Annotated in this window: 20 protein-coding genes; 3 read left to right on the forward strand and 17 right to left on the reverse strand. The window is 68.0% G+C overall.

What is annotated here, in order from left to right; genetic code table 11:
• Window positions 1-156: 156 nt before the first annotated feature.
• The 7 genes from C1932_RS14250 to C1932_RS14280 all read right to left on the reverse strand — a co-directional run bounded on the left by C1932_RS14250 (window position 157) and on the right by C1932_RS14280 (window position 5,715).
• Window positions 157-1,440: an NAD(P)/FAD-dependent oxidoreductase gene (locus C1932_RS14250; protein ID WP_108762607.1), complete on the reverse strand. Its 1,284-nt coding sequence runs from the start codon at window positions 1,438-1,440 to the stop codon at window positions 157-159.
• 159 nt (window positions 1,441-1,599) lie between these two features.
• Entirely contained in the window at window positions 1,600-1,806 is a 207-nt protein-coding gene (locus tag C1932_RS14255) for a cold-shock protein (RefSeq protein WP_005410590.1), read from the reverse strand.
• A gap of 87 nt (window positions 1,807-1,893) precedes the next feature.
• Window positions 1,894-2,640 carry an S-methyl-5'-thioinosine phosphorylase gene (locus C1932_RS14260; RefSeq protein WP_108762608.1) on the reverse strand — a complete coding sequence of 249 codons (747 nt, stop codon included), beginning with the start codon at window positions 2,638-2,640 and terminating at the stop codon, window positions 1,894-1,896.
• 82 nt (window positions 2,641-2,722) lie between these two features.
• Window positions 2,723-3,277: a hypoxanthine-guanine phosphoribosyltransferase gene (locus C1932_RS14265; RefSeq protein WP_108753796.1), complete on the reverse strand. Its 555-nt coding sequence runs from the start codon at window positions 3,275-3,277 to the stop codon at window positions 2,723-2,725.
• The gene (gene nagZ, locus C1932_RS14270) at window positions 3,277-4,284 is read right to left on the reverse strand and encodes a beta-N-acetylhexosaminidase (protein ID WP_108750700.1); all 1,008 of its coding nucleotides are present in this window, start codon (window positions 4,282-4,284) and stop codon (window positions 3,277-3,279) included. The genes C1932_RS14265 and nagZ overlap by 1 nt, the downstream gene beginning before the upstream one ends.
• 192 nt (window positions 4,285-4,476) lie before the next feature.
• Window positions 4,477-5,169, reverse strand: a complete 693-nt coding sequence (locus tag C1932_RS14275) for a DsbA family oxidoreductase (RefSeq protein WP_108762609.1) — start codon at window positions 5,167-5,169, stop codon at window positions 4,477-4,479.
• Window positions 5,170-5,229: 60 nt separating this feature from the next.
• Window positions 5,230-5,715 (reverse strand): CYTH domain-containing protein, encoded by a 486-nt coding sequence (locus tag C1932_RS14280; RefSeq protein WP_108753798.1) that lies wholly within the window; start codon window positions 5,713-5,715, stop codon window positions 5,230-5,232.
• 90 nt (window positions 5,716-5,805) lie between these two features.
• Between C1932_RS14280 and C1932_RS14285 the strand changes: the two genes are divergently transcribed.
• Window positions 5,806-6,429, forward strand: coding sequence for a hypothetical protein (locus C1932_RS14285; protein ID WP_108762610.1), 624 nt, complete (start codon window positions 5,806-5,808; stop codon window positions 6,427-6,429).
• A 58-nt stretch (window positions 6,430-6,487) separates the two neighbouring features.
• Here C1932_RS14285 and rlmD read toward each other — a convergent pair whose 3' ends face one another.
• Entirely contained in the window at window positions 6,488-7,822 is a 1,335-nt protein-coding gene (gene rlmD, locus C1932_RS14290; protein WP_108762611.1) for a 23S rRNA (uracil(1939)-C(5))-methyltransferase RlmD, read from the reverse strand.
• Between the two features lie 127 nt (window positions 7,823-7,949).
• On the opposite strand from rlmD, the gene C1932_RS14295 reads away from it, so the two are divergent.
• Complete coding sequence (locus tag C1932_RS14295) at window positions 7,950-8,672, forward strand: response regulator (protein ID WP_108762612.1); 723 nt, start codon at window positions 7,950-7,952, stop codon at window positions 8,670-8,672.
• A gap of 620 nt (window positions 8,673-9,292) precedes the next feature.
• On the opposite strand, the gene recO is transcribed toward C1932_RS14295, so the two are convergent.
• The 9 genes from recO to rpoE all read right to left on the reverse strand — a co-directional run bounded on the left by recO (window position 9,293) and on the right by rpoE (window position 17,938).
• Window positions 9,293-10,012: a DNA repair protein RecO gene (gene recO / locus C1932_RS14300; protein ID WP_108750707.1), complete on the reverse strand. Its 720-nt coding sequence runs from the start codon at window positions 10,010-10,012 to the stop codon at window positions 9,293-9,295.
• A gap of 18 nt (window positions 10,013-10,030) precedes the next feature.
• Complete coding sequence (gene era / locus C1932_RS14305; RefSeq protein WP_108762613.1) at window positions 10,031-10,927, reverse strand: GTPase Era; 897 nt, start codon at window positions 10,925-10,927, stop codon at window positions 10,031-10,033.
• Window positions 10,924-11,604 carry a ribonuclease III gene (rnc, locus tag C1932_RS14310; RefSeq protein WP_108750709.1) on the reverse strand — a complete coding sequence of 227 codons (681 nt, stop codon included), beginning with the start codon at window positions 11,602-11,604 and terminating at the stop codon, window positions 10,924-10,926. The genes era and rnc overlap by 4 nt, the downstream gene beginning before the upstream one ends.
• On the reverse strand, window positions 11,594-11,977 hold the full coding sequence (locus C1932_RS14315) for a DUF4845 domain-containing protein (protein WP_108750710.1): 384 nt from the start codon (window positions 11,975-11,977) through the stop codon (window positions 11,594-11,596). The genes rnc and C1932_RS14315 overlap by 11 nt, the downstream gene beginning before the upstream one ends.
• 41 nt (window positions 11,978-12,018) lie before the next feature.
• A complete protein-coding gene (lepB, locus tag C1932_RS14320; protein ID WP_108762614.1) occupies window positions 12,019-12,813 on the reverse strand; it encodes a signal peptidase I in 795 nt (264 codons plus the stop codon).
• A 54-nt stretch (window positions 12,814-12,867) separates the two neighbouring features.
• Window positions 12,868-14,661 carry a translation elongation factor 4 gene (lepA, locus tag C1932_RS14325; RefSeq protein WP_199912036.1) on the reverse strand — a complete coding sequence of 598 codons (1,794 nt, stop codon included), beginning with the start codon at window positions 14,659-14,661 and terminating at the stop codon, window positions 12,868-12,870.
• Between the two features lie 178 nt (window positions 14,662-14,839).
• A complete protein-coding gene (locus tag C1932_RS14330; protein ID WP_108762616.1) occupies window positions 14,840-16,372 on the reverse strand; it encodes a DegQ family serine endoprotease in 1,533 nt (510 codons plus the stop codon).
• Between the two features lie 79 nt (window positions 16,373-16,451).
• Window positions 16,452-17,321: a sigma-E factor negative regulatory protein gene (locus C1932_RS14335; protein WP_108762617.1), complete on the reverse strand. Its 870-nt coding sequence runs from the start codon at window positions 17,319-17,321 to the stop codon at window positions 16,452-16,454.
• Window positions 17,318-17,938 (reverse strand): RNA polymerase sigma factor RpoE, encoded by a 621-nt coding sequence (gene rpoE, locus C1932_RS14340; protein ID WP_108750715.1) that lies wholly within the window; start codon window positions 17,936-17,938, stop codon window positions 17,318-17,320. Before rpoE ends, C1932_RS14335 begins: the two co-directional genes overlap by 4 nt.
• A gap of 234 nt (window positions 17,939-18,172) precedes the next feature.
• Between rpoE and C1932_RS14345 the strand changes: the two genes are divergently transcribed.
• Window positions 18,173-20,236 (forward strand): 3-hydroxyacyl-CoA dehydrogenase NAD-binding domain-containing protein, encoded by a 2,064-nt coding sequence (locus C1932_RS14345; RefSeq protein WP_108762618.1) that lies wholly within the window; start codon window positions 18,173-18,175, stop codon window positions 20,234-20,236.
• Window positions 20,237-20,533 lie beyond the last annotated feature (297 nt).

Raw genomic sequence — 20,533 nt, forward strand, 5'->3', positions numbered from 1 at the left:
CGGCGCATCCGGGCCGCAGCAGGCCGCGACGGCGCGGCCGCCCGGGCCATGCGCGAAGTTCGATCACGGAGTGTTCGATCACGGAAAGGAAAACGGGCGACGCGGCGTGCGCGTGCACAGCTGTTCTCGCACAACCGGGGTGAGATGTTCGTTAGTTCAGGTGACGGGCACGTTCACGGCAGCGTTGATCGCACTGCTGCTGGCAGCCGCACGCGGCGCTTCGGCCAGCGCGGCGATGAAGCCCGGATCCAGCGGCAGTGCGCCGAACCAGCCGTGCTGGGTGCCGCTGAGCACACGCAGCATGTGCCCGCGCCCGCCCGGCATGCGCCCCATCGGGCCAAGCAGGACGTCGCGCGCATGCGCCCATAGATCGCCATTGGACTGGAACAGCGGCGTCAGCCAGCGGCTCCAGCGCTGGTACACCGCCACATGCGCACGCCGCTGTGCCTGGTAGGCCTGCAGCGCCGCTTCGCCACGGTGGCTGCGCAGCGCATCGCGCAGCGCCAGTGCATCGATCAGGGCCATGTTCACGCCCTGCCCCAGCTGCGGGCTCATCGAGTGTGCGGCATCACCGGCCAGCACCAGGCGGCCATGGTGCCAGCGCTTCATCACCGCATCGCGGTACACCGCGCGTGCCAGCTGGCCGGCATCGACCAGGTGCGCGAAGCGCGCGCTGGCCTGCGGCCACAGGGCATGCAGTTCCTGCAGCCAGGGCGCCATGCCGTCCTGCTGCCAGCGCTCGAAATCATCACGCGGCAGGCTCCAGAAGAAGCTCAGGCGCGGCGTGGCATCACCGGGGCGGGTACCGACCGGCAGCAGGCCGATCATCTTGCGCGCCGCCACGTAGCGCTGCCGCAGCTCCTGCATGTGCGGCCAGTCTTCGGCCGGCAGCAGGCACCACAACGCACCCCACGGGTACACCCGGTCCAGCCCGGTGCCGCCCTCAACACTGCCGCGCAGGGTGGATGCCGCGCCATCGGCGGCCACCACCAGGTCGAACGGTCCGTGCCAGCGCCCCTGCGCATCGCGTACGCGCCCCTGCGCGCTGTCCACCGCCTCGATGGCGGTGCCCACGTGCAGGTGGCCGGCGCCTTCGCGCGCATCTTCCAGCAACGAGAACAGCGCGCCGCGCTGCATGCCCAGCCCGTGCAGGCGTACATCCAGACCGGCATAGCCCATGTCCATCACCGCACGTTCGCAGGGCGTATCGCCGTACAGGCGGTGCACCGGCGCGGCGTGCGCGCGCACGGCGTCGAGCAGGCCCATCTGCCACAGCACCTGCAGGCCGCTGGGCTGCAGCAGGAAGCCGGCCCCTACCGGGCCCGGCGTGGGCACGCGTTCGAAGATCTCCACCTCGTGGCCATCACGGGTGAGCAGGATGGCCAATGCCTGGCCAGCGGTGCCGTAGCCGATCACGGCAATGCGCAGTCGTTCCGTCATGCCTGCATTGTGCCCGAGGCGGATTGCCAATGGCGAAGGGAACCGGCGACGGCATCCACGCACCGCGTGGATCTTCTGGCCGACGCCGGAGCGCCCGCCGTTGCCCTGCGCAAAAAAAAACCCCGCCGTAGCGGGGTTTTCAACGCACTGTCGAGTGGATCACTCGGCCGGCGTAATGTTCGAAGCCTGGGCACCCTTCGGGCCCTGGGTCACGTCATAAGTGACACGCTGGCCTTCCTGCAGGCTGCGGAAGCCCTTGGAGTTGATGGCGGAGAAGTGCGCGAACACGTCGGCGCTGCCATCCTCCGGCGAGATGAAGCCAAATCCCTTGGCGTCGTTGAACCACTTGACGGTACCGTTCGGCATGTTAATGCGAGACCTTTGCAATGAATGGGTGGTGTACGCTGAACCCGCGTACCGGCTGAGTATGCAAAGCTTGCCCGAGGATGACAATCACCCCCGCGCCAATTCGCCTACCAGTTCCGGAAGTCCGTTGCTGGCGGCCTGCACGTTTGCCAACACTTCGGCCATGGTGATCTCCTCGCCGTCGCCACAGCCGGCGGCCCAGTTGGCCACGATCGCCAGGCAGGCGTAATCCAGCCCCAGCTCCCGTGCCAGCGCGGCTTCAGGCATGCCGGTCATGCCCACCAGATCGCAGCCATCGCGGCGCATGCGGGCGATTTCAGCAATGGTTTCCAGGCGCGGGCCCTGGGTGGCGCCGTAGCAGCCGCCGTCGTGCACCTTCACCCCGGTCACTTTCGCCGCCGCCAGGATCTTGCTGCGCAGCATCGGCGTGTACGGATGACCGAAATCGACGTGGACCACGTCGGTGCCGTCTTCTTCGCAGATCGTGCTGATACGACCCCACGTGTAATCGATTACCTGGTCCGGACAGGCCAGCACGCGCGGACCGAAATCGTCGCCGATGCCGCCCACCGTGTTCAGCGCCAGCACGCGCTGCGCGCCGATCTGCTGCAGCGCGGCCAGGTTGGCGCGGTAGTTGATCTTGTGCGGCGGCAGCGAATGGCCCTCACCGTGGCGGGCCAGGAAGGCCACGCGGTGGCCCAGCAGGGTGCCGATGCGCACCGGGCCCGACGGACGACCGAAGCGGGTTTCGACCTCGTGGGTCTGCACATCGTCCAGCTTGGCCAGGTTGTAGACACCGGTACCGCCGATCACGGCCAGGGCAATCTGTTGCATGGGAATCACTCCAGAAAAAGACGAACGCCGGCACCCGAGGGCGCCGGCGACAAGGTGGGACCGGCCGCGGACGGCCGCGCCGTCACTCCTTCATGGCATAGATGGCCGGCACGCAGCGCAGGGTCTCGTTCACATCCATGCCGAAGCCGAACACGTAACGGTCCGGCAGCTCGATGCCGGCGTAATCGGCGGTGACGTCCGGCAGCGCGCGGTCGTGCTTCTTCACGGTCATGGCAGCAATGCGCACGTCGGTGGCGCCCTGTTCCAGGCACCAGGTGCGCACGCCCTGCAGGGTGTAGCCCTCGTCCAGGATGTCGTCCACCAGCAGCACGCGGCGGCCGAACAGCGAGGTGGCCGGCTTGTGCTTCCACACCAGGTCGCCGCCGGTGGTTTCACCGCGGTAGCGGGTGGCGTGCAGGTAATCGAACTGCACGTCCTGGCCGCGCGCGCCCAGTTCCAGTGCCAGCTGGCCGGCGAACGGCAGTGCGCCGTGCATGATGGACAGGAACAGCGGCACCTCGCCCTTGTAGTCGCGCGCGATGGCGTCGGCGATGCTGGCAATGGCCTTGTCGATGGTGGGGCGGTCGACCAGCAGGTCAGCCTGGGCCAGGGCCTGGGAAATGGTGAGGTTCGGCATCAGACGGTTCTTCCAAGGGTTTGCAGCAGATGGGATTGGGTGGTGCCATGGCGGGCATCGGCCAGCAGGCCGTCCCAGCCAAGTGCGCCGCGGCCAAGCAGGCCCAGCAGCGCGGCGGTATTCAGTGAACGGCCCTGCACGGCGTGCAGGGCTTCATCGACCAGCTCGGGGTGGCAGACCAGCACCACGTCGCAGCCGGCATCCAGATGGGCATGCACGCGTGCCGGCACGCCACCGGCGCTGTGCGAAGCGGCCATGCCGATGTCATCGGAGAACACCACGCCGCGGAAGCCCAGTTCACCGCGCAGGATGTCCTGGATCCAGCGCGGCGAATAGCCGGCCGGCTCGGGCGCCACCTGCGGGTAGATCACGTGGGCCATCATCACCGCATCGGCACCGGCGGCAATGCCGGCGCCGAACGGCACCAGGTCCTGCGCGCGCAGTTCGTCCAGCGCGCGCGGGTCGATGGCGGTATCGACGTGGGTGTCTTCCAGCACGGTGCCGTGGCCGGGGAAATGCTTGAGCGTGGCGGCCATGCCTACCGCATGCATGCCGCGCACATAGGCGGCAGTGAAAGCGGCGACCACCTGCGGGTCTTCACTGAAGGCGCGGTTGCCGATGGCGCGGTTGCCACGGGCCAGATCCACCACCGGGGCGAAGCTGAGGTCCAGGCCGCTGGCGCGCACTTCACTGGCCATCAGCCAGGCGTGCTGTTCGGCCAGGGCCAGCGCCTGCTGCGGATCGCGCGCGTAGAGAGCGCCGATGTCCTGCAGCGGCGGCAGTTCGCTGTAGCCTTCGCGGAAGCGCTGTACGCGGCCGCCTTCCTGGTCCACGCAGAGCAACTGCGGGCGCGGTGCGGCGGCGCGGATGGCGGCGGTCAGATCGGTCACCTGCTGGCGCGAGGCGAAGTTGCGCTTGAACAGCACCACCCCGGCCACGGCATCGTGCTGCAGCCAGTCGCGTTCCTGGGCGGTCAGTTCAGTGCCGGCAACGCCGATCAGCAGCATGGGTCGATCTCCACAACAGGCGCCCGCATGGCGCAGTGCCGCATTGTCGCAGAACCGGCCGATGGACGCAGTGTTCGGCTGAACACGGGAACGGGGTCAGAGCCCCTGCGGGGATCCGACCCCGGGGTCGGATCCCCGCAGGGGCTCAGGCACAGGGGTCGGATCCCCGCAGGGGCTCTGACCCCGCGCGTACTACATCGCGCAGCCGTCCGGGCCGCAGGCGGCTTCACCTGCGGCGGCCGAGGGGGCGCCCTGCTCGGCGGCAATCTGGCGCAGCGCCTGGACGAAGGCTTCCGGCGGCTGCGCGCCGGAAATCGCCCAGCGCCCGTCGATCACGAAGGTGGGCACCGAGGAAATGCCCAGCGCCTGTGCGTCGGCCAGCTTCGCCTGCACCTGGGCCAGGCCGCGATCGGATGCCAGCATCTGTTCGATCTCGGCCGCGGCCAGCCCGCCGGCCTCACCGGCCTTCACCAGCACGGCGGGGTCGGCCAGGTTCTGGCCATGCTCGAAGTGGGCGCGGAACAGCGCTTCGCCCACCGCGTCCTGCACGCCGTGTTCGCCGGCCAGCCACAGCAGGCGGTGCGCAGGCAACGTGGTCACCCGCACCTGGCCCTGGCCGAAGTCCATCGGCAGGCCCTCGGCCTGCGCGGTGGACTGGGTCTGGCCCAGGAGCTGTTCGGTGCGCTCGGGCCCGCCGAACTTGCGCGCATAGGCCTGGCGCAGCGGGACCGGCGTGGCATCAGCGTCCGGGTCCAGCTGGAACGGCTGCCAATGGATGTCCAGGGCGGGCGCATCGGCGCCCAGCAACTGCACGCCCTGCTGGAAACGATGCTTGCCGATCCAGCACCAGGGGCAGACCACGTCGGAATAGATGTCGATTCTCATACCCCCAAGATGGGGGCCGCCCGCCGCGGCAAAAGGGGGCGCTACCGGCCGATCAGCACTTCACCACTGTGAATAGGGATGGCTGGCCAGCGCGACGTTGTAATAGCGCGCGTCGTCGGTCACTTCCGCGCCCACCCAGTCCGGCAGGTCGATGGCCTGGTCGGCGCTGTCCAGTTCCACCTCGGCCACCACCAGGCCGGCGTTGTCGCCCAGGAACTCGTCCACTTCCCAGGTCAGCCCGGCGTGTTCGACCAGATGGCGGCGCTTGTCGATCAACCCGCCCACGCACAGCGCCAGCAGGTCGCGGGCATCGTCCACGGGAATGGGGTAATCGAACTCCTGGCGGGTGTGCCCCAGGGTGCGCGACTTCAGGTTCAGCGCCGCCTGTTCGCCTTCGATGCGCACGCGCACCGAGGCGTTCTGGGTGCCGCGATCCAGTGCGCCCATGTCGTTGATATAGCCCTGCGCCATCGGAATGACCCGATGCGCGGCGGTACGCCAACCGTCGCCGGTCACCAGAAACTTGCGTTCGATTTCAATGCCCATGGGCGAAGTATGCGGCCGCCAGCAGCGACCTGCCTACCCGGCGCGCGGCCGCCGCACTACACTGCGCCGCCCTGCAAGGATCGCTGAACCATGACACTGCACCTTTCCACCCTGCGCCCGCTGGCGCTGGCCCTGCTGCTGCCCGCGGGCGCATGCCTGGCCCAGGCCCCTGCACTGCCCACCCTGCAACAGGCGCAGGACGCGATGGATCTGGCGATTGCCGCGCAGATCGCCGCGCGCCCGCGCAGTGACAGCAGCAGCCTGGTCGCGATGGCGTTCCGGCCCACGCTGGAATCGCTGAGCAGCTGCGCGATGGGCAGCACCGCCGACACCGCCACCTGCATCGTGGTCGGCAGTGCCGGCATGAAATCGGGTGCGCGTCTGCTGCACCTGGCCTGGGTGGACGACCAGTGGACCCTGCCCGATCCGCGCCGCCTGCCGACGCCTGCGCCCAGTCGCGAGGAAGTACAACCGCTGCTGCGCGCGCACCTGGAAACCGTGGCGGCGCGTGAGAGCGATGCAGAGGAGCGCGCGCGCTTCATGCTGGCCGTGCGCGACGCGCAGGTGCTGGAGGTTGCCGACTGCGAAGTGCCCGACGAGCGTGCCGTATTCGAATGTGCGGTCACCGCCCAGGTGGGCGATGAGCAAGGCACCGAAACGCTGGCATTCATCCGCGAGGATGGCCAGTGGCGCAGCGCGCCGGCGCCCCGATAGCCGACGCGCCTCCACCTGCGGCGGCGGGCACCGGGGTATTGCCGGTGCCCGCGCGTTGTCACTGCTTTTCGAAGACCGCGATGCTTTCCACGTGCGCGGTGTGCGGGAACATGTCCATGGCACCGGCGCTGACCAGGGTGAAGCCCTGTTCGTTGACCAGATAGCCGGCGTCGCGCGCCAGCGAACCGGGGTGGCAGCTGACATAGACGATGCGCTTGAACTGCTTCAGCGGCAGCTGCTGCAGCACTTCGATCGCGCCCGAGCGCGGCGGGTCCAGCAGCAGCTTGTCGAAGCCCTGGCGCATCCACGGGGTGGCGCGCTGGTCCTGGGTCAGGTCGGCGCTGAAGAACTGTGCATTGGCCAGGCCGTTGCGCTCGGCGTTTTCGCGGGCGCGCGCGACCAGGCCGGCATCGCCTTCCACGCCCACCACTTCGCGCACCTTGCGGGCCAGCGGCAGGGTGAAATTGCCCAGGCCGCAGAACAGGTCGAGCACGCGTTCGTCAGCACCGGGCTCCAGCAGCTCCAGCGCGCGGGCGATCATCGCCTCGTTCAGCTTGGCATTGACCTGGATGAAGTCCAGCGGGCGGAACGCCAGTTCCACGTCCCACGGCGCCAGCCGGAACGACAGCGGCACACCCTGCCCGTCCAGCGGGTGCACGGTGTCCAGGCCGCCCGGCTGCAGGTAGATGGCAAACCCGTGCTGCTGGCCGAACGCGGCCCAGGCGGCGCGATCGGCATCGCTGAGCGGCTGCAGGTGGCGCACGGTCAAGGCAATGGCGTTGTCGCCGCCGATGAACTCGATCTGCGGAATGTCGCGCTTGCCATCCAGGCCTTCGATGAAGGTGGACAGGTCCTGGACCTTGGTGCCGATTTCCGGGATCACGGTCAGGCACTGGCTCAGGTCGGCCACGAAACGCGGGTCCTGTTCGCGGAAACCGACCAGGGTCTTGTCCTTCTTTTCCACCCGGCGGACCGAGAAGCGGCCCTTGCGGCGGTAGCCCCAGCTGTCCCCGACCAGCGGCGGCAGCACGTTGCCCGGGGTGACGTGGCCGATGCGCTCCAGGTTGTCCATCAGCACGCGCTGCTTGGCCACGATCTGCTGGCTTTCGTCCAGGTGCTGCAGCACGCAGCCGGCACAGGTGCCGAAGTGCGGGCACTTGGGGGTGACGCGCTGCGGCGAGGCCTGCAGCACTTCCACCGTGCGCGCCTCGTCGAAGTGGCGGCTGCGGGCGGTCTGTTCGGCCATCACCACTTCGCCCGGCAGGGCGCCGCTGATGAAGGTGACCTTGCCGCCTTCGCCTTCACGGCGGGCGACGCCACGACCGTCATGGCTGAGGTCGAGGATTTCGGTCTGGAACGGGGTACGGTCGATGCGGGAACGGGATCGGGCCACGTGGCGACAGGCTGCGGGCAAAAAAGGGCGCACATTGTCGCAGATCCTGGCCGGGCGGGCCGATGGCCGCTTGCACACGCCGCCGCCGTGCATGATGATTGTCCACAGCTGACATGGAGGCAGCCCTATGCAGATGACCCCGCGGACCAGCCGGCCCCGCTTCCTGCTTGTCGAGGACGACATCATCAGCCGCGGTTTTTTCAAAGCGGCGTTGGAAACGTTACCAGCCGATGTGGACACTGCTGACTCACTTGCCAGCGCGCTTGCCCGTGGCGAGCCCGGCACGCATGACCTGTGGCTGATCGACGTGAACCTGCCCGACGGCAATGGCGCCCAGCTGCTGCAGGCGCTGCGCCAGTCGCATCCGGACACCCCGGCCCTGGCTCATACAGCTGACGGCGATGCCTCCATTCACGCCAGCCTGCGCGAGGCCGGCTTCAGCGACACCTTGGTGAAGCCGCTGGGCCGTGATCAACTGCTGAAAGCGGTGCGCCGGGCGCTGGTGAACAGCCCGGGCGCTGCGCCGCTGCCGCCGGCCGCGGTGGAGCTGGCCGTGGAGGACTGGGATGAGACGGCGGCCCTGGCGGCACTGAACGGCCAGCGCAACCACCTGATTGCCCTGCGTGAGCTGTTCCTGGCCGAGCTGCCGGGGGTACGCGATGCGGTCGAACAGGCGGTGGACCAGCACGACGAACGCCAGCTGCGCAGCCAGCTGCATCGGCTGCAGGCCAGTTGCGGGTTCGTGGGGGCGGCCCGGCTGGGCCGTGCCGTGCGCCAGTTGCACCACTCCCCTGACTCCGGGCAGGCCCAGGCGGGCTTCCGCGCCGCGGTAGCTTCCCTGCTGCACTGAGGGCGTGGGTGTCTCGGCAGGGCTTGCAGCCCTGCACCTGCCGAATCAACGTCAACGTCAACGTCAACGTCAAAAGCGGGCATCCCGTGGGATGGCGGGGCACTGTGGGTGTGCGGGGACGGCGCAAGTACGTCCATGTAGCCTTGGTCGCCGCATCCATGCGGCTCACACCCCGCACACCCACAGTGCCCCGCCTCTGACAGTTGGCCGCGATCTGACGGCACGGCACGGGGTCGGATCCCGTTGCTGCGCAACGGGCTCTGCCCCCAGAAACAACTCGATATCTGACAGATTGTGTCGACCCAGGTCGACACCTACCAGAGCAGCACGCGTTTCCGACAGATCGCGGAAAACTGTCGAAGGCGGGGTGGGTCCGGTTGAGGGGGCGTGAGCCGCATGGATGCGGCGACCGAGCTTACATGGGTGAGGGCGCTTTGCTTGCGAAGCACTGCTTCGCAAGCGCCCGAACGCACAGCCGCCAGCGGCTGGGCCGGGCCCCGGAGGGGGACTTGCAGCGTCCCCCTCAACCGGACCCACCCCGCCATCCCACGGATAGCCCGCTTTTGACGTTGACGTTGACGGTAGCGGGTGCAGGGCTGCAAGCCCTGCCGACAAACCCCTCAGCGGCGGGGGGACAGCTGCTCCAACAGTTCCCAGGATTTCAGGCCGCGTGCGCCCAGGTGGTGCGCCAGCACCCGCCGCATCGGCAACCGCAGGCTGGCCAGGTCGGCCGCATCGGGTTCTTCGTCGGCGCCCAGCGCCAGCAGCGCTGAACCGGTGGCCGCCGCGCTGCGCTCGCCGTCACGCACGCTCAACAGCCGCTGCGGACCCTCCTGTGGGTCCAGCGCATAACGCGCCGCCGGATCGATCGGCTGGCCGTCGCTGGCCGTTTCCAGATCGAAGCCCAGGCCCAGTGCCGCCAGCAGCTCGCGCTCGAAACGGCGCAGGGTCCAGGCCAGGCCGGCCCCGACCGCCAGCCGTGCGCGCGCTTCGCCGTAGGCCAGATAGAGATCGGGCAGCGGGTCCTGGCGCGGGGCCAGGCGCAGGGTCAGTTCACTCAGGTAGAAACCGGCCAGCATGGCCTGCCCCACCAGCCGCGGGGCTGCATCCAGGGCCTCGGCACCGCGCAGCTGCGCCAGCTCACCGCGCTGTTGGGCGCTGAAGCGGATCCATTGCAGGGGCTGCAGGGCGGCGCGCAGCACCTGCCCTTTCGCGGTGGAGACCCCGCGCGCCAGCACGCCGATACGGCCATGCTGCGCGCTCAGCACCTCCACCAGCAGGCTGGTCTCGCGGTAGGCCCGTGCGTGCAGCACGAACCCGGTGTCGTCCTCGATCAGCATCGAAGCGACCGCAACGGCTTATTCGTAGCCGAAGGCCTTCAGTGCGGCCTCGTCGTCGGACCAGCCTTCACGCACGCGCACCCAGGTCTCCAGGAACACCTTGGCCCCGAACAGACGCTCCATCTGCAGGCGCGACTTGGCCCCGATCTCCTTCAGGCGGGTGCCGCCCTTGCCGATCACGATGGCCTTCTGGCCCTCGCGCTCGACCCAGATGACCGCGCCGATGCGCAGCAGGTTGCCGTCTTCGGTGAAGCGCTCGATTTCCACCGTGGTGGCATACGGCAGTTCTTCGCCCAGCTGGCGCATCAGCTGCTCGCGCACCAGTTCGCCGGCCAGGAAACGCTGGCTGCGGTCGGTGATCTCGTCCTCGCCGAACATCGGCGGGGCTTCCGGCAGCAGCTTCAGCACGTCGCGCACCAGTGCTTCCAGGCCGTTGCGCTTCTGCGCGGAAATGGGATGCACGGCGGCGAAATCGCGGCCGTTGGTGACTTCCTGCAGGAACGGCAGCAGCGCGCCCTTGTCCTTCAGGCGGTCGATCTTGTTGACCACCAGCACCACCGGCACGCCGGCGTCGCGCAGCACGTTGAAGGCCAGGCTGTCCTCTTCGTCCCAGCGACCGGCTTCGATCACCAGCAGGCCGGCGTCCACGCCTTCCAGCGAGCCGCGGGCAGCGCGGTTCATCACCCGGTTCATCGCCCGCTTCTGCACCTTGTGCAGCCCCGGGGTGTCGACCAGCACCAGCTGGCCTTCGGGATAGGTGGCGATGCCCAGCAGGCGATGGCGCGTGGTCTGCGGGCGGTTGGAGACGATGCTGACCTTGGCGCCAACCAGCGCGTTGGTCAGGGTCGACTTGCCCACGTTCGGGCGGCCGATGACGGCCACACTGCCGCAATGATGGGGAATCTGTTCGCTCACTTGGAATCCAGTTGTTCAAGGACGGCCGCAGCCGCCTGTTGTTCGGCAATCCGCCGCGAGGAACCTTCGCCCTCGATGCTGGCGGCGGGGTCGGCTACGTTGCAGCGTACCCGGAAGTGCTTGGCGTGGTCGTCACCGGATTCTGACACCAGTTCGTACTGCGGCAACGCCTTCTGTCGGGCCTGCAGCCATTCCTGCAGGCGGGTCTTGGGGTCCTTTTCCGGGCGCCCGGTGGCCGGCAGCGCCTCCATGGAGGCACTGAACCAGGGCAGCACCACCGTGCGGCAGGCCTCGAAGCCCCCATCCAGGTAGATCGCGGCCACCACCGCTTCCACGGCGTCGGCCAGGATCGAGTCGCGGCGGTGGCCGCCGGATTTCATTTCGCCTGCGCCCAGGATCAGGCGCTCGCCCAGCTGCAGGGTGCGCGCGATCACCGCCAGCGCCTCTTCCCGCACCAGCGCGGCGCGGGCGCGGGTGAGCGCGCCCTCGTCGGCCTTGGGCCAGCGGTGGTACAGGGCCTCGGCCACCATCTGGTTGACGATGCTGTCGCCCAGGAATTCCAGGCGCTCGTTATGCGGCGCACCGGCACTGCGATGGGTCAGCGCCTGCTTCAGCAGGGCCGGATCGCGGAAGCTGTGACCGATCAGGTCACCACGTTGGAAAGGTTTATTCGGCACCGCTACGGGTCAGGTCCTGGGTCGATTCAAACTTGCCAACCACGTCCAGGTTGCCGACCAGCGGGCGGCGCACTTCGTAGTTGACGGTAAGGGTCCAGCCGCCATCGCGTCGGGCGAACTTGACGTTGGCCGGCTTCACGTTGTCCGAGTAGTTGATGTACAGCCGCTTGAAGAACAGGTCCTGGATCTGCGCCGGCGCCATGGTGCCCACGTTGGGCTCGGCCGCCAGGCTCTTCATCGCCGAACGCACCGAGTAGTACTCCTGGTACATCGGGAACAGCTTCATGCCGATGTACAGGAAGAACCCGACCACGGCCAGTACGACCAGGAACGAGGTCAAAGTCATGCCGCGCTGCGTGTTCATCGTCTTCATGGCGTTTCTCCCCAGATACGCGAATGGATGTGAAGTCAGTTTCAGTTGATGCCCGAACCGATACGCGACGGTTCGAAGCCGTCCTTGCAGAACCAGCCCGAGCAGTTCAGCCAGATCAGGAAAGCCTTGCCGCGCAGGTTTTCTTCCGGCAGCAGGCCCCAGAACCGGCCGTCGTCGCTGTTGTCGCGATTGTCGCCCATCACCAGATATTTACCAGCAGGCACGGTCCACTGGCCCTGGCCGCGCGGGAAATCGGTCTCCAGCACGGTATGGGTCCGGCCCGGCAGGTGCTCGACCAGCAGGTTGGCGCCTTCGCCCTGGCCACGGTGGCCGGCGTAGATGCCCTTGTTGTCATACTTCAGCGCTTCGCCATTGAGGGTGACGCTGTCGCCGTCGAAGGACACCGTATCGCCCGGCACGCCGATCACGCGCTTGATGAAGTTCTCACCCTTGGCCGGGTCGGTGTCGCTGTGGCCGGGGAAGTGGAACACCACCACGTCGCCGCGCGAGGGCTCGCCCACCGGTACGAACTTGGTGTTGCTGATCGGCAGGCGCAGGCCGTAGGAGAACTTGTTGACCAGGATGAAATCGCCGATCAGCAGGTTGGGCATCATCGAGCTGGACGGAATCTTGTACGGCTCGGCAATGAAACTGCGCACCACCAGCACGATGGCCAGCACCGGGAAGAAGGCGCGAGAGTAATCCACCAGCACCGGCTCGGTGTCGAGCAGGCCGGCGCGCTGGGCACGGCGCTTGGCGAAGTACAGCTTTTCGGCAAGCAGGATCAGGCCCGAGGCCAGGGTCAGTACGACCAGGAGGATCTCAAACAGTTTCATTCAGGGTCCTTTGCAACGTAACCGGACGAACGGCCCCGAAGGGCCGCTGCGGGCTTACTTGTTGTCCATCTGCAGCACGGCCAGGAAGGCTTCCTGCGGAATTTCCACGCGGCCGACCTGCTTCATGCGCTTCTTGCCTTCCTTCTGCTTTTCCAGAAGCTTCTTCTTGCGCGAAACGTCGCCACCATAGCACTTGGCCAGCACGTTCTTGCGCATGGCCTTGACCGTGGTGCGGGCGATGATCTGCGAGCCGACGGCGGCCTGGATGGCCACGTCGAACTGCTGGCGCGGGATCAGGTCCTTCATCTTCTCGCACAGCTCGCGGCCGCGGCGGTCGGCATGGCTGCGGTGCACGATCAACGACAGGGCGTCGACCTTGTCACCGTTGATCAGCACGTCCACGCGCACGAACGGGCCGGCATCGAAGCGCACGAAGTGGTAGTCCAGCGAGGCATAGCCACGGCTGACCGACTTCAACTTGTCGAAGAAGTCCAGCACCACTTCGGCCATCGGCAGCTCGTAGCTGATCTGCACCTGGCTGCCCAGGTAGTTGATGCCGATCTGGCTGCCGCGCTTTTCTTCGCACAGCTTGATGATGTTGCCGATGTACTCCTCGGGGGTGAGCACGTTGGCGCGGATGATCGGCTCGCGGATCTCTTCCACATGGTTCACCGGCGGCAGCTTGGCCGGGTTGTCCATGTTGATGATGGTGCCGTCGGTCTTCAGGACCTCGTAGACCACCGTCGGTGCGGTGCTGATCAGGTCCAGGTTGTATTCGCGCTCCAGGCGCTCCTGCACGATTTCCATGTGCAGCATGCCCAGGAAGCCGCAGCGGAAACCGAAGCCCATGGCTTCGGAGCTTTCCGGCTCGAAGCGCAGCGCGGCATCGTTCAGGCGCAGCTTGTCCAGCGCTTCGCGCAGGTCCGGGTAGTCCTCGGCATCGACCGGGAACAGGCCGGCGAACACGCGCGGCTGCATTTCCTGGAAGCCCGGCAGCGGCTTGGGTGCCGGATCGGCAGCCAGGGTGAGGGTGTCGCCCACCGGTGCGCCGTGCACGTCCTTGATGCTGGCGGTGACCCAGCCCACTTCACCGGCACGCAGCGCCGGCAGCACTTTCCGCTTCGGCGTGAACACGCCGACGTTGTCGACCTGGTGGGTACGGCCGGTGGACATGACCTGCAGCTTGTCGCCGGCCTTGATGTGGCCCTGCATGACGCGCACCAGCGAGACCACGCCCAGGTAATTGTCGAACCAGGAATCGATGATCAGCGCCTGCAGCTTGTCGGTGTCGCGCGGCTGCGGTGCCGGGATGCGGTGCACGATGGCTTCCAGCACGTCCTGCACGTTCAGGCCGGTCTTGGCACTGACCGGCACGGCGTCGGCGGCGTCGATGCCGATCACGGCCTCGATCTCGGCCTTGGCGCGTTCGATATCGGCGGTGGGCAGGTCGATCTTGTTGATGACCGGCACCACTTCCAGGCCCTGCTCGACGGCGGTGTAGCAGTTGGCCACCGACTGCGCTTCCACGCCCTGGGCGGCATCGACCACCAGCAGCGCGCCTTCGCAGGCGGCCAGCGAACGGCTGACTTCATAGGAGAAGTCGACGTGGCCGGGGGTGTCGATGAAGTTCAGGTGGTAGGTCTGCCCATCCTTGGCCAGGTACGGCAGCGACACCGACTGGGCCTTGATGGTGATGCCACGCTCGCGCTCGATCGGGTTGGAGTCGAGCACCTGCGCTTCCATCTCGCGGGCCTGCAGGCCGCCACAGAGCTGGATGATGCGATCGGCCAGCGTGGACTTGCCGTGGTCGACGTGGGCAATGATGGAGAAGTTGCGGATGTTCCGCATCGAATCAGAAGACATAGGTGGCGGCGGCGCGCGGCGTCGTCAGGGTAACGGTGGATTATCGCATGCCCGGGGCCTGCCCGCTTGGGGGCGCTCGCGGGGCGACTGGAAATGGCCAAAGCCCCGCCAGAGCGGGGCTTCGGGGGATTGCCAGGGCCGCCTGGGGGCGGCCGTGAAGGCCTTACTGACCGGCCTTGACCGCCACGAAGGCGCTGTTGCCGCTGTTGGCACGCACCAGCAGCAGGACCACATCGCCCTTCTTGTAGCCGGACAGCGCGCGGTTGAGCGCGTCGACACGGCCGACCGGGGTATTGCCGACACGCAGGATGACCATGCCCGGCGCCAGGCCGGCATCGCGGGCACTTTCACCCTTCACCCCGGTAATGCGCACGCCCTCGCCCGCATCCAGGCCGAGCTGCTTGCGCTGCGGCGCGGTCAGCTCGGTCACGTCCAGGCCCAGCAGGGCGTTGGCACCGGTCTGCGGGGGCACATCCGCGTCGGCGGTGGACGTACCGCGGCCGTCGGCCTGGCCGTCTTCGGTCAACGCGGTCAGGGTGGCGCTGAGTTCACGCGGCTTGCCGTCGCGGTAGACCACCAGGGTCACCTTGCTGCCTGGCGCCATGGCACCGATCAGCGGCGGCAGGTCGGACCAGGTGTTGACCGCGCGGCCATTGACCGAGCGGATCACGTCACCCAGTTGCACACCGGCCTTGGCCGCGGCGCTGCCCGGCACGATCTGGTTGACCAGGGCGCCACGGCTGTCGGGCAGGCCCAGGCCCTGCGCCTTGAGCGAATCGACCTGCTCGACCACCGCACCCAGCTGGCCACGGGTGACCTTGCCACTCTTCTTGATCTGCTCAACCGCGCTCATCGCCAGGTCGATCGGGATCGAGAAGCTGATGCCCATGTAACCGCCGGACGCGGAGTAGATCTGCGAGTTGATGCCGACCACTTCACCGCGGGTGTTCAGCAGCGGGCCACCGGAATTGCCCTGGTTGATCGCCACGTCGGTCTGGATGAAGGGCACGTAGCGCTGGTCCGGGCCACCGGTGCTGCGGCCGAGCGCGCTGACGATGCCCGCGGTGACCGAATGATCCAGGCCGAACGGCGAACCGATCGCGACCACCCACTGGCCCGGCTTCAGGGTGTTGGAATCGCCCAGACGCACGGTCGGCAGGTTCTTGCCTTCGATCTTCAGCAGGGCCACGTCGTACTGCTGGTCGCTGCCGACCACCTTGGCAGCGAACTCGCGGCTGTCACCCAGCTTGACCTTCACCTCGCTGGCGTCGGCCACCACGTGGTAGTTGGTCAGCACGTAGCCGTCGGGGGAGATGATGAAGCCCGAGCCCATGCCACGGCCCTTGATGCTGGGCCCGCTGTCGCCCCCACCCTGCCCCGGCATCGGGAAGTCCGGGCCGAAGAAGCGGCGGAAGAATTCGGGCATCTCGTCGTCGCCGGGGCCCATGCCGCCGCGCGCCTGGCGGTTCTGGCGCACGATGGTGGTATCGACGTTGACCACGCCCGGGCCGACCTGTTCGACCAGGTTGGTGAAATCAGGCAGGCCACTGACCAGCGGCTGCGCCGGTGCGCGGGGGGCGGCGGCCGCTGCGGCCGGCGGCGCCGGGGCAGCCGGTGACGGCGCCTGCGCGCAGGCCATCAACGGCAGGGTCATCACCAGCAGGCCCATGGCATGGGTACGGAATCGGGCAGTCATCGGACGGCAACCTCCGGGTCGGATGGAAAACGGGAGAGGCGCCCCGCCAGCGGCGGGGCGTGGACCGGCGCGCTCCAGGTCAGTCGCGCGGGCGCGGCGGCGTCGGCAGATCGTCCTGCAGGCGCGGCTCGAAGGGATAGAACGCGGCGCCACCGGACGCGGCCGGGAAGCTGGCGTTGAGGGCGCTGCCCCCGGCCGGGGCCAGGCTGGACTTCGGCCAGGGCCGTGCCTGCAGGCTGCCGACATCGCCGAAGGGCAGATGGCGCGTGTTGGCGGCGGGCACCGACGGCGCCAGCGGTACCGCAGCCGTGGCAACGGCGCGCTGCGGCGCCTCGTCACGCTGGGCCACGCGCGCGGCCTGCTGGCTGCGGGTGGCACTGGCGCGGCGGGCATCCTGGCGGCGGCTGGCGGCCATGGCCACCGCCGGCACAGCGGCCACGGCCATCGCGGCGCTGTCCACCGACGCTTCGGTTACCGGCGCGGCAGCCGGCGCCAGTTCGGCCTGGCTGGCCACCACCTGCGGGGCCGGGGCTTCGCCGGGTGCGGGGGGCTGCAGCTTTTCGCCGCCCATGAACAGGGCCACGGCGGCCACCGAGGCTGCCAGTGCGGCACCGCCGCCCCAGGCACGCCAGCCCGTGCGACGCACCTGCCGGCGCGGTTCAGCCACCGGCGCGGATTCGGCGGCAATCGCCGCGGCCACGCGTTCACTGAAACCGGCCGGGGCCAGCAGCGAGGCCTGGCCACGCATCACATCGCCCAGCAGCTGCCAGCGTTCCTGGCAGCCGGCCAGTTCCGGATCATGTTCCATGCGGCGCAGCAGGAAGCGCGCCTCGTCGGCGCCCAGCTCGCCATCGACCAGAGCCGACAGCTGTTCGCGGTGGCGCTGGTCCAGGCGTTGCCCGGCCGGGGATTGATGGTTCTGCGATTCGTTCAACGGGTTACTGGTCATACGCGGCTCTTCTCGCGGGTGGCGCTGCCGATGTCCAGCAGCGGCCGGAGTTCAGTGTCGATCGCCTCGCGCGCCCGGAAGATCCGCGAACGCACGGTGCCGATCGGGCACCCCATCTTCTGCGCGATTTCCTCGTAGCTCAGGCCTTCCACCTCGCGCAGGGTGATCGCCGACCGGAGTTCTTCCGGCAGCGCGTTGACGGCCTTCATCACCGTCTGTTCCAGTTCCTGGCGCATCAACTCGCGTTCGGGCGTGTCGGTGTCGCGCAGACGGGTGCCGCTGTCGAACTGCTCGGCGTCACCGATGTCGATGTCATCGGTGGGCGGGCGTCGATTGTGTGAAGCCAGGTAGTTTTTGGCAGTGTTCACGGCGATCCGATGCAACCAGGTTGAGAACTGGGCGTCGCCGCGGAAGCTTCCAATGGCGCGATAGGCGCGCATGAAAGTGTCCTGGGCCACGTCCTGACATTCGCTCCAGTCGGCGATGTAGCGACCGACAAGGGCCACCACGCGATGCTGGTACTTGCGCACCAGGACATCGAACGCGGCGCTCTCGCCGTGCTGCACGCGCCGGACCAGTTCCAGATCCAGCTCCTGTGGTGTTTCAACCTCGGCCATGAGGGGCCGCACTCCTGTCAGCCCAACCGACGTCGGGCAATGAGACTGCCAATCCCGGGAAAAGTTCAGTCGCCGATCACCCGGCGCCGCACCAGCTTTTAACCACCGTTCCGCTAGCGTCCGGTTCCACGGCCATGGATCCGGGGTCGCCTACCCCTCCTATTGGGATTTGACGCGGGGGAAACAACCTCTGGATCATAGCCGCTTCTCCATACACAACCGGATGGAACGTCCATGCTCTCAGGCTTCGATGGGCTCCGCTTCAGCCACTGGCACCCCGAAATCCGTGAAGACGGCGTGGTGGTCCTTACCCTGGATCGTCAGGACACCAGCGTCAACGCGATGTCGCAGGACGTGCTGCTGGAACTGGGCGACCTGCTCGAACGCATCGCCTTGGACCCGCCCAAGGGCGTGGTGATCCAGTCGGCGAAGAAGGCCGGTTTCATTGCCGGTGCCGACCTGAAGGAGTTCCAGGAATTCGACCGCCGCGGCACCGTGAACGATGCCATCCGCCGCGGCCAGTCCACCTACCAGAAGCTGGCCGAGCTGCCCTGCCCCACCGTGGCGGCCATCCATGGCCACTGCCTGGGCGGCGGTACCGAACTGGCGCTGGCCTGCCGCTACCGTGTGGCCTCCAATGACAGCAGCACCCGCATCGGCCTGCCGGAAACCCAGCTGGGCATCTTCCCGGGCTGGGGCGGCAGCGCGCGACTGCCGCATCTGGTGGGTGCGCCGGCGGCGATGGACCTGATGCTGACCGGGCGCACCCTGTCGGCCTCGGCAGCGCGTGGCATCGGTCTGGTCGACAAGGTAGTGGCACCGGCCGTGGTGCTCGATACCGCCGTGGCGCTGGCCCTGTCCGGCACCACCCGGCCGTTCAAGCAGCGCGCGACCGCATGGGCGACCAATACCTGGCTGGCGCGCACGCTGCTGGCACCGCAGATGGTCAAGCAGGTCGCCCGCAAGGCGAAGAAGGACCAGTACCCGGCGCCGTACGCGCTGATCAGCACCTGGCAGCGCAGCGGCGGCAAGCCGATCCAGGCACGCCTGGATGCCGAGCGCCGTGCGGTGGTGAAGCTGGCCAGCACGCCGACCGCGCGCAACCTGATCCGCATCTTCTTCCTGACCGAGCGCCTGAAGGGCCTGGGCAGCGGTGATTCCGGCATCCGCCACGTGCACGTGGTCGGTGCCGGCGTGATGGGTGGCGACATTGCCGCCTGGGCCGCCTACAAGGGCTTCGAAGTGACCCTGCAGGACCGCGAGCAGCGTTTCATCGACCCGGCCATGGAGCGCGCCCAGGCGCTGTTTGCCAAGAAGGTGCGCGATGAGAGCAAGCGCCCGGCGGTGGCCGCGCGACTGCGTGCCGACCTGGAGGGCAACGGCGTGGCCGAAGCCGATCTGGTGATCGAGGCCATCATCGAAAACCCCGAGGCCAAGCGTGCGCTGTACCAGACGCTGGAACCGAAGATGAAGCTGGACGCCCTGCTGACCACCAACACCTCGTCGATTCCGCTGGTGGAACTGCGCGACCACATCCAGCGCCCGGCGCAGTTTGCCGGCCTGCACTACTTCAACCCAGTGGCGCAGATGCCGCTGGTGGAAATCATCCACCACGACGGCATGGCGGCGGAAACCGAGCGCCGCCTGGCCGCGTTCTGCAAGGCACTGGGCAAGTTCCCGGTGCCGGTGGCCGGCAGCCCGGGCTTCCTGGTCAACCGCGTGCTGTTCCCGTACATGCTGGAAGCGGCCACCGCCTATGCCGAAGGCATTCCGGGCCCGGTGATCGACAAGGCCGCGGTGAAGTTCGGCATGCCGATGGGGCCGATCGAGCTGATCGATACCGTGGGCCTGGACGTGGCTGCCGGCGTGGGCCGTGAACTGGCCCCGTTCCTGGGCCTGCAGATTCCGGCGGCGCTGCAGACGGTGGAACCGGACAAGCGCGGCAAGAAGGACGGCCAGGGCATCTACACCTGGGAAAACGGCAAGCCGAAGAAGCCGGACGTGGCCAGCAACTACCGGGCCCCGACCGATCTGGAAGACCGCCTGATCCTGCCCTTGCTGAACGAGGCGGTGGCCTGCCTGCACGAAGGCGTGGTGGCCGATGCGGACCTGCTGGATGCGGGTGTGATCTTCGGCACCGGTTTCGCCCCGTTCCGTGGCGGCCCGATCCAGCACATCCGCGCGGTGGGTGCCGATGCGATCGTCGAGCGGCTGAAGGCGCTGCAGCAGCGCCACGGCGACCGCTTCGCCCCGCGCCCGGGCTGGGACAACCCTGCCCTGCGCGAACCGGTGGTGTGAGTTGGTCGGCCGGGCCTGCGGCCCGGCACCCGCAGAGCCAACAGCAACAGCCGGCTCTGGCTTTTCTGTTTGCTGGGCGGGGCGGTGTGGGCTGGCAGAACACGCCGTAAACCCGTCCATGGGGGCTCGTAGGCGCCTTGCTCGTGTGCGCAATCCTGCGCACACGGCAAGACCGGGGTTGGGCGTCCTGCCCAACCCGCCCGAGGCATGCCTCGGGCCCATGGCGCCTGCGGTCCTGCCAGCCCACACCGCCCCACCCCTGACAGTTTCCCGGCGACGGTGGGTAAACAGCCACTT

It is taken from the genome of Stenotrophomonas sp. YAU14D1_LEIMI4_1, from assembly GCF_003086815.1.
GTDB lineage: Bacteria > Pseudomonadota > Gammaproteobacteria > Xanthomonadales > Xanthomonadaceae > Stenotrophomonas.

Coding starts and splice junctions, on each gene's coding strand:
- C1932_RS14250 (WP_108762607.1), bottom strand. CDS start 1,440: ATGACGGAACGACTGCGCATTGCCGTGATCGGCTACGGCACCGCTGGC.
- C1932_RS14255 (WP_005410590.1), bottom strand. CDS start 1,806: ATGCCGAACGGTACCGTCAAGTGGTTCAACGACGCCAAGGGATTTGGC.
- C1932_RS14260 (WP_108762608.1), bottom strand. CDS start 2,640: ATGCAACAGATTGCCCTGGCCGTGATCGGCGGTACCGGTGTCTACAAC.
- C1932_RS14265 (WP_108753796.1), bottom strand. CDS start 3,277: ATGCCGAACCTCACCATTTCCCAGGCCCTGGCCCAGGCTGACCTGCTG.
- nagZ (WP_108750700.1), bottom strand. CDS start 4,284: ATGCTGCTGATCGGCGTTGCCGGCACTGAACTGACCGCCCAGGAACGC.
- C1932_RS14275 (WP_108762609.1), bottom strand. CDS start 5,169: ATGAGAATCGACATCTATTCCGACGTGGTCTGCCCCTGGTGCTGGATC.
- C1932_RS14280 (WP_108753798.1), bottom strand. CDS start 5,715: ATGGGCATTGAAATCGAACGCAAGTTTCTGGTGACCGGCGACGGTTGG.
- C1932_RS14285 (WP_108762610.1), top strand. CDS start 5,806: ATGACACTGCACCTTTCCACCCTGCGCCCGCTGGCGCTGGCCCTGCTG.
- C1932_RS14295 (WP_108762612.1), top strand. CDS start 7,950: ATGCAGATGACCCCGCGGACCAGCCGGCCCCGCTTCCTGCTTGTCGAG.
- recO (WP_108750707.1), bottom strand. CDS start 10,012: ATGCTGATCGAGGACGACACCGGGTTCGTGCTGCACGCACGGGCCTAC.
- C1932_RS14315 (WP_108750710.1), bottom strand. CDS start 11,977: ATGAAGACGATGAACACGCAGCGCGGCATGACTTTGACCTCGTTCCTG.
- lepB (WP_108762614.1), bottom strand. CDS start 12,813: ATGAAACTGTTTGAGATCCTCCTGGTCGTACTGACCCTGGCCTCGGGC.
- lepA (WP_199912036.1), bottom strand. CDS start 14,661: ATGCGGAACATCCGCAACTTCTCCATCATTGCCCACGTCGACCACGGC.
- C1932_RS14330 (WP_108762616.1), bottom strand. CDS start 16,372: ATGACTGCCCGATTCCGTACCCATGCCATGGGCCTGCTGGTGATGACC.
- C1932_RS14335 (WP_108762617.1), bottom strand. CDS start 17,321: ATGACCAGTAACCCGTTGAACGAATCGCAGAACCATCAATCCCCGGCC.
- rpoE (WP_108750715.1), bottom strand. CDS start 17,938: ATGGCCGAGGTTGAAACACCACAGGAGCTGGATCTGGAACTGGTCCGG.
- C1932_RS14345 (WP_108762618.1), top strand. CDS start 18,173: ATGCTCTCAGGCTTCGATGGGCTCCGCTTCAGCCACTGGCACCCCGAA.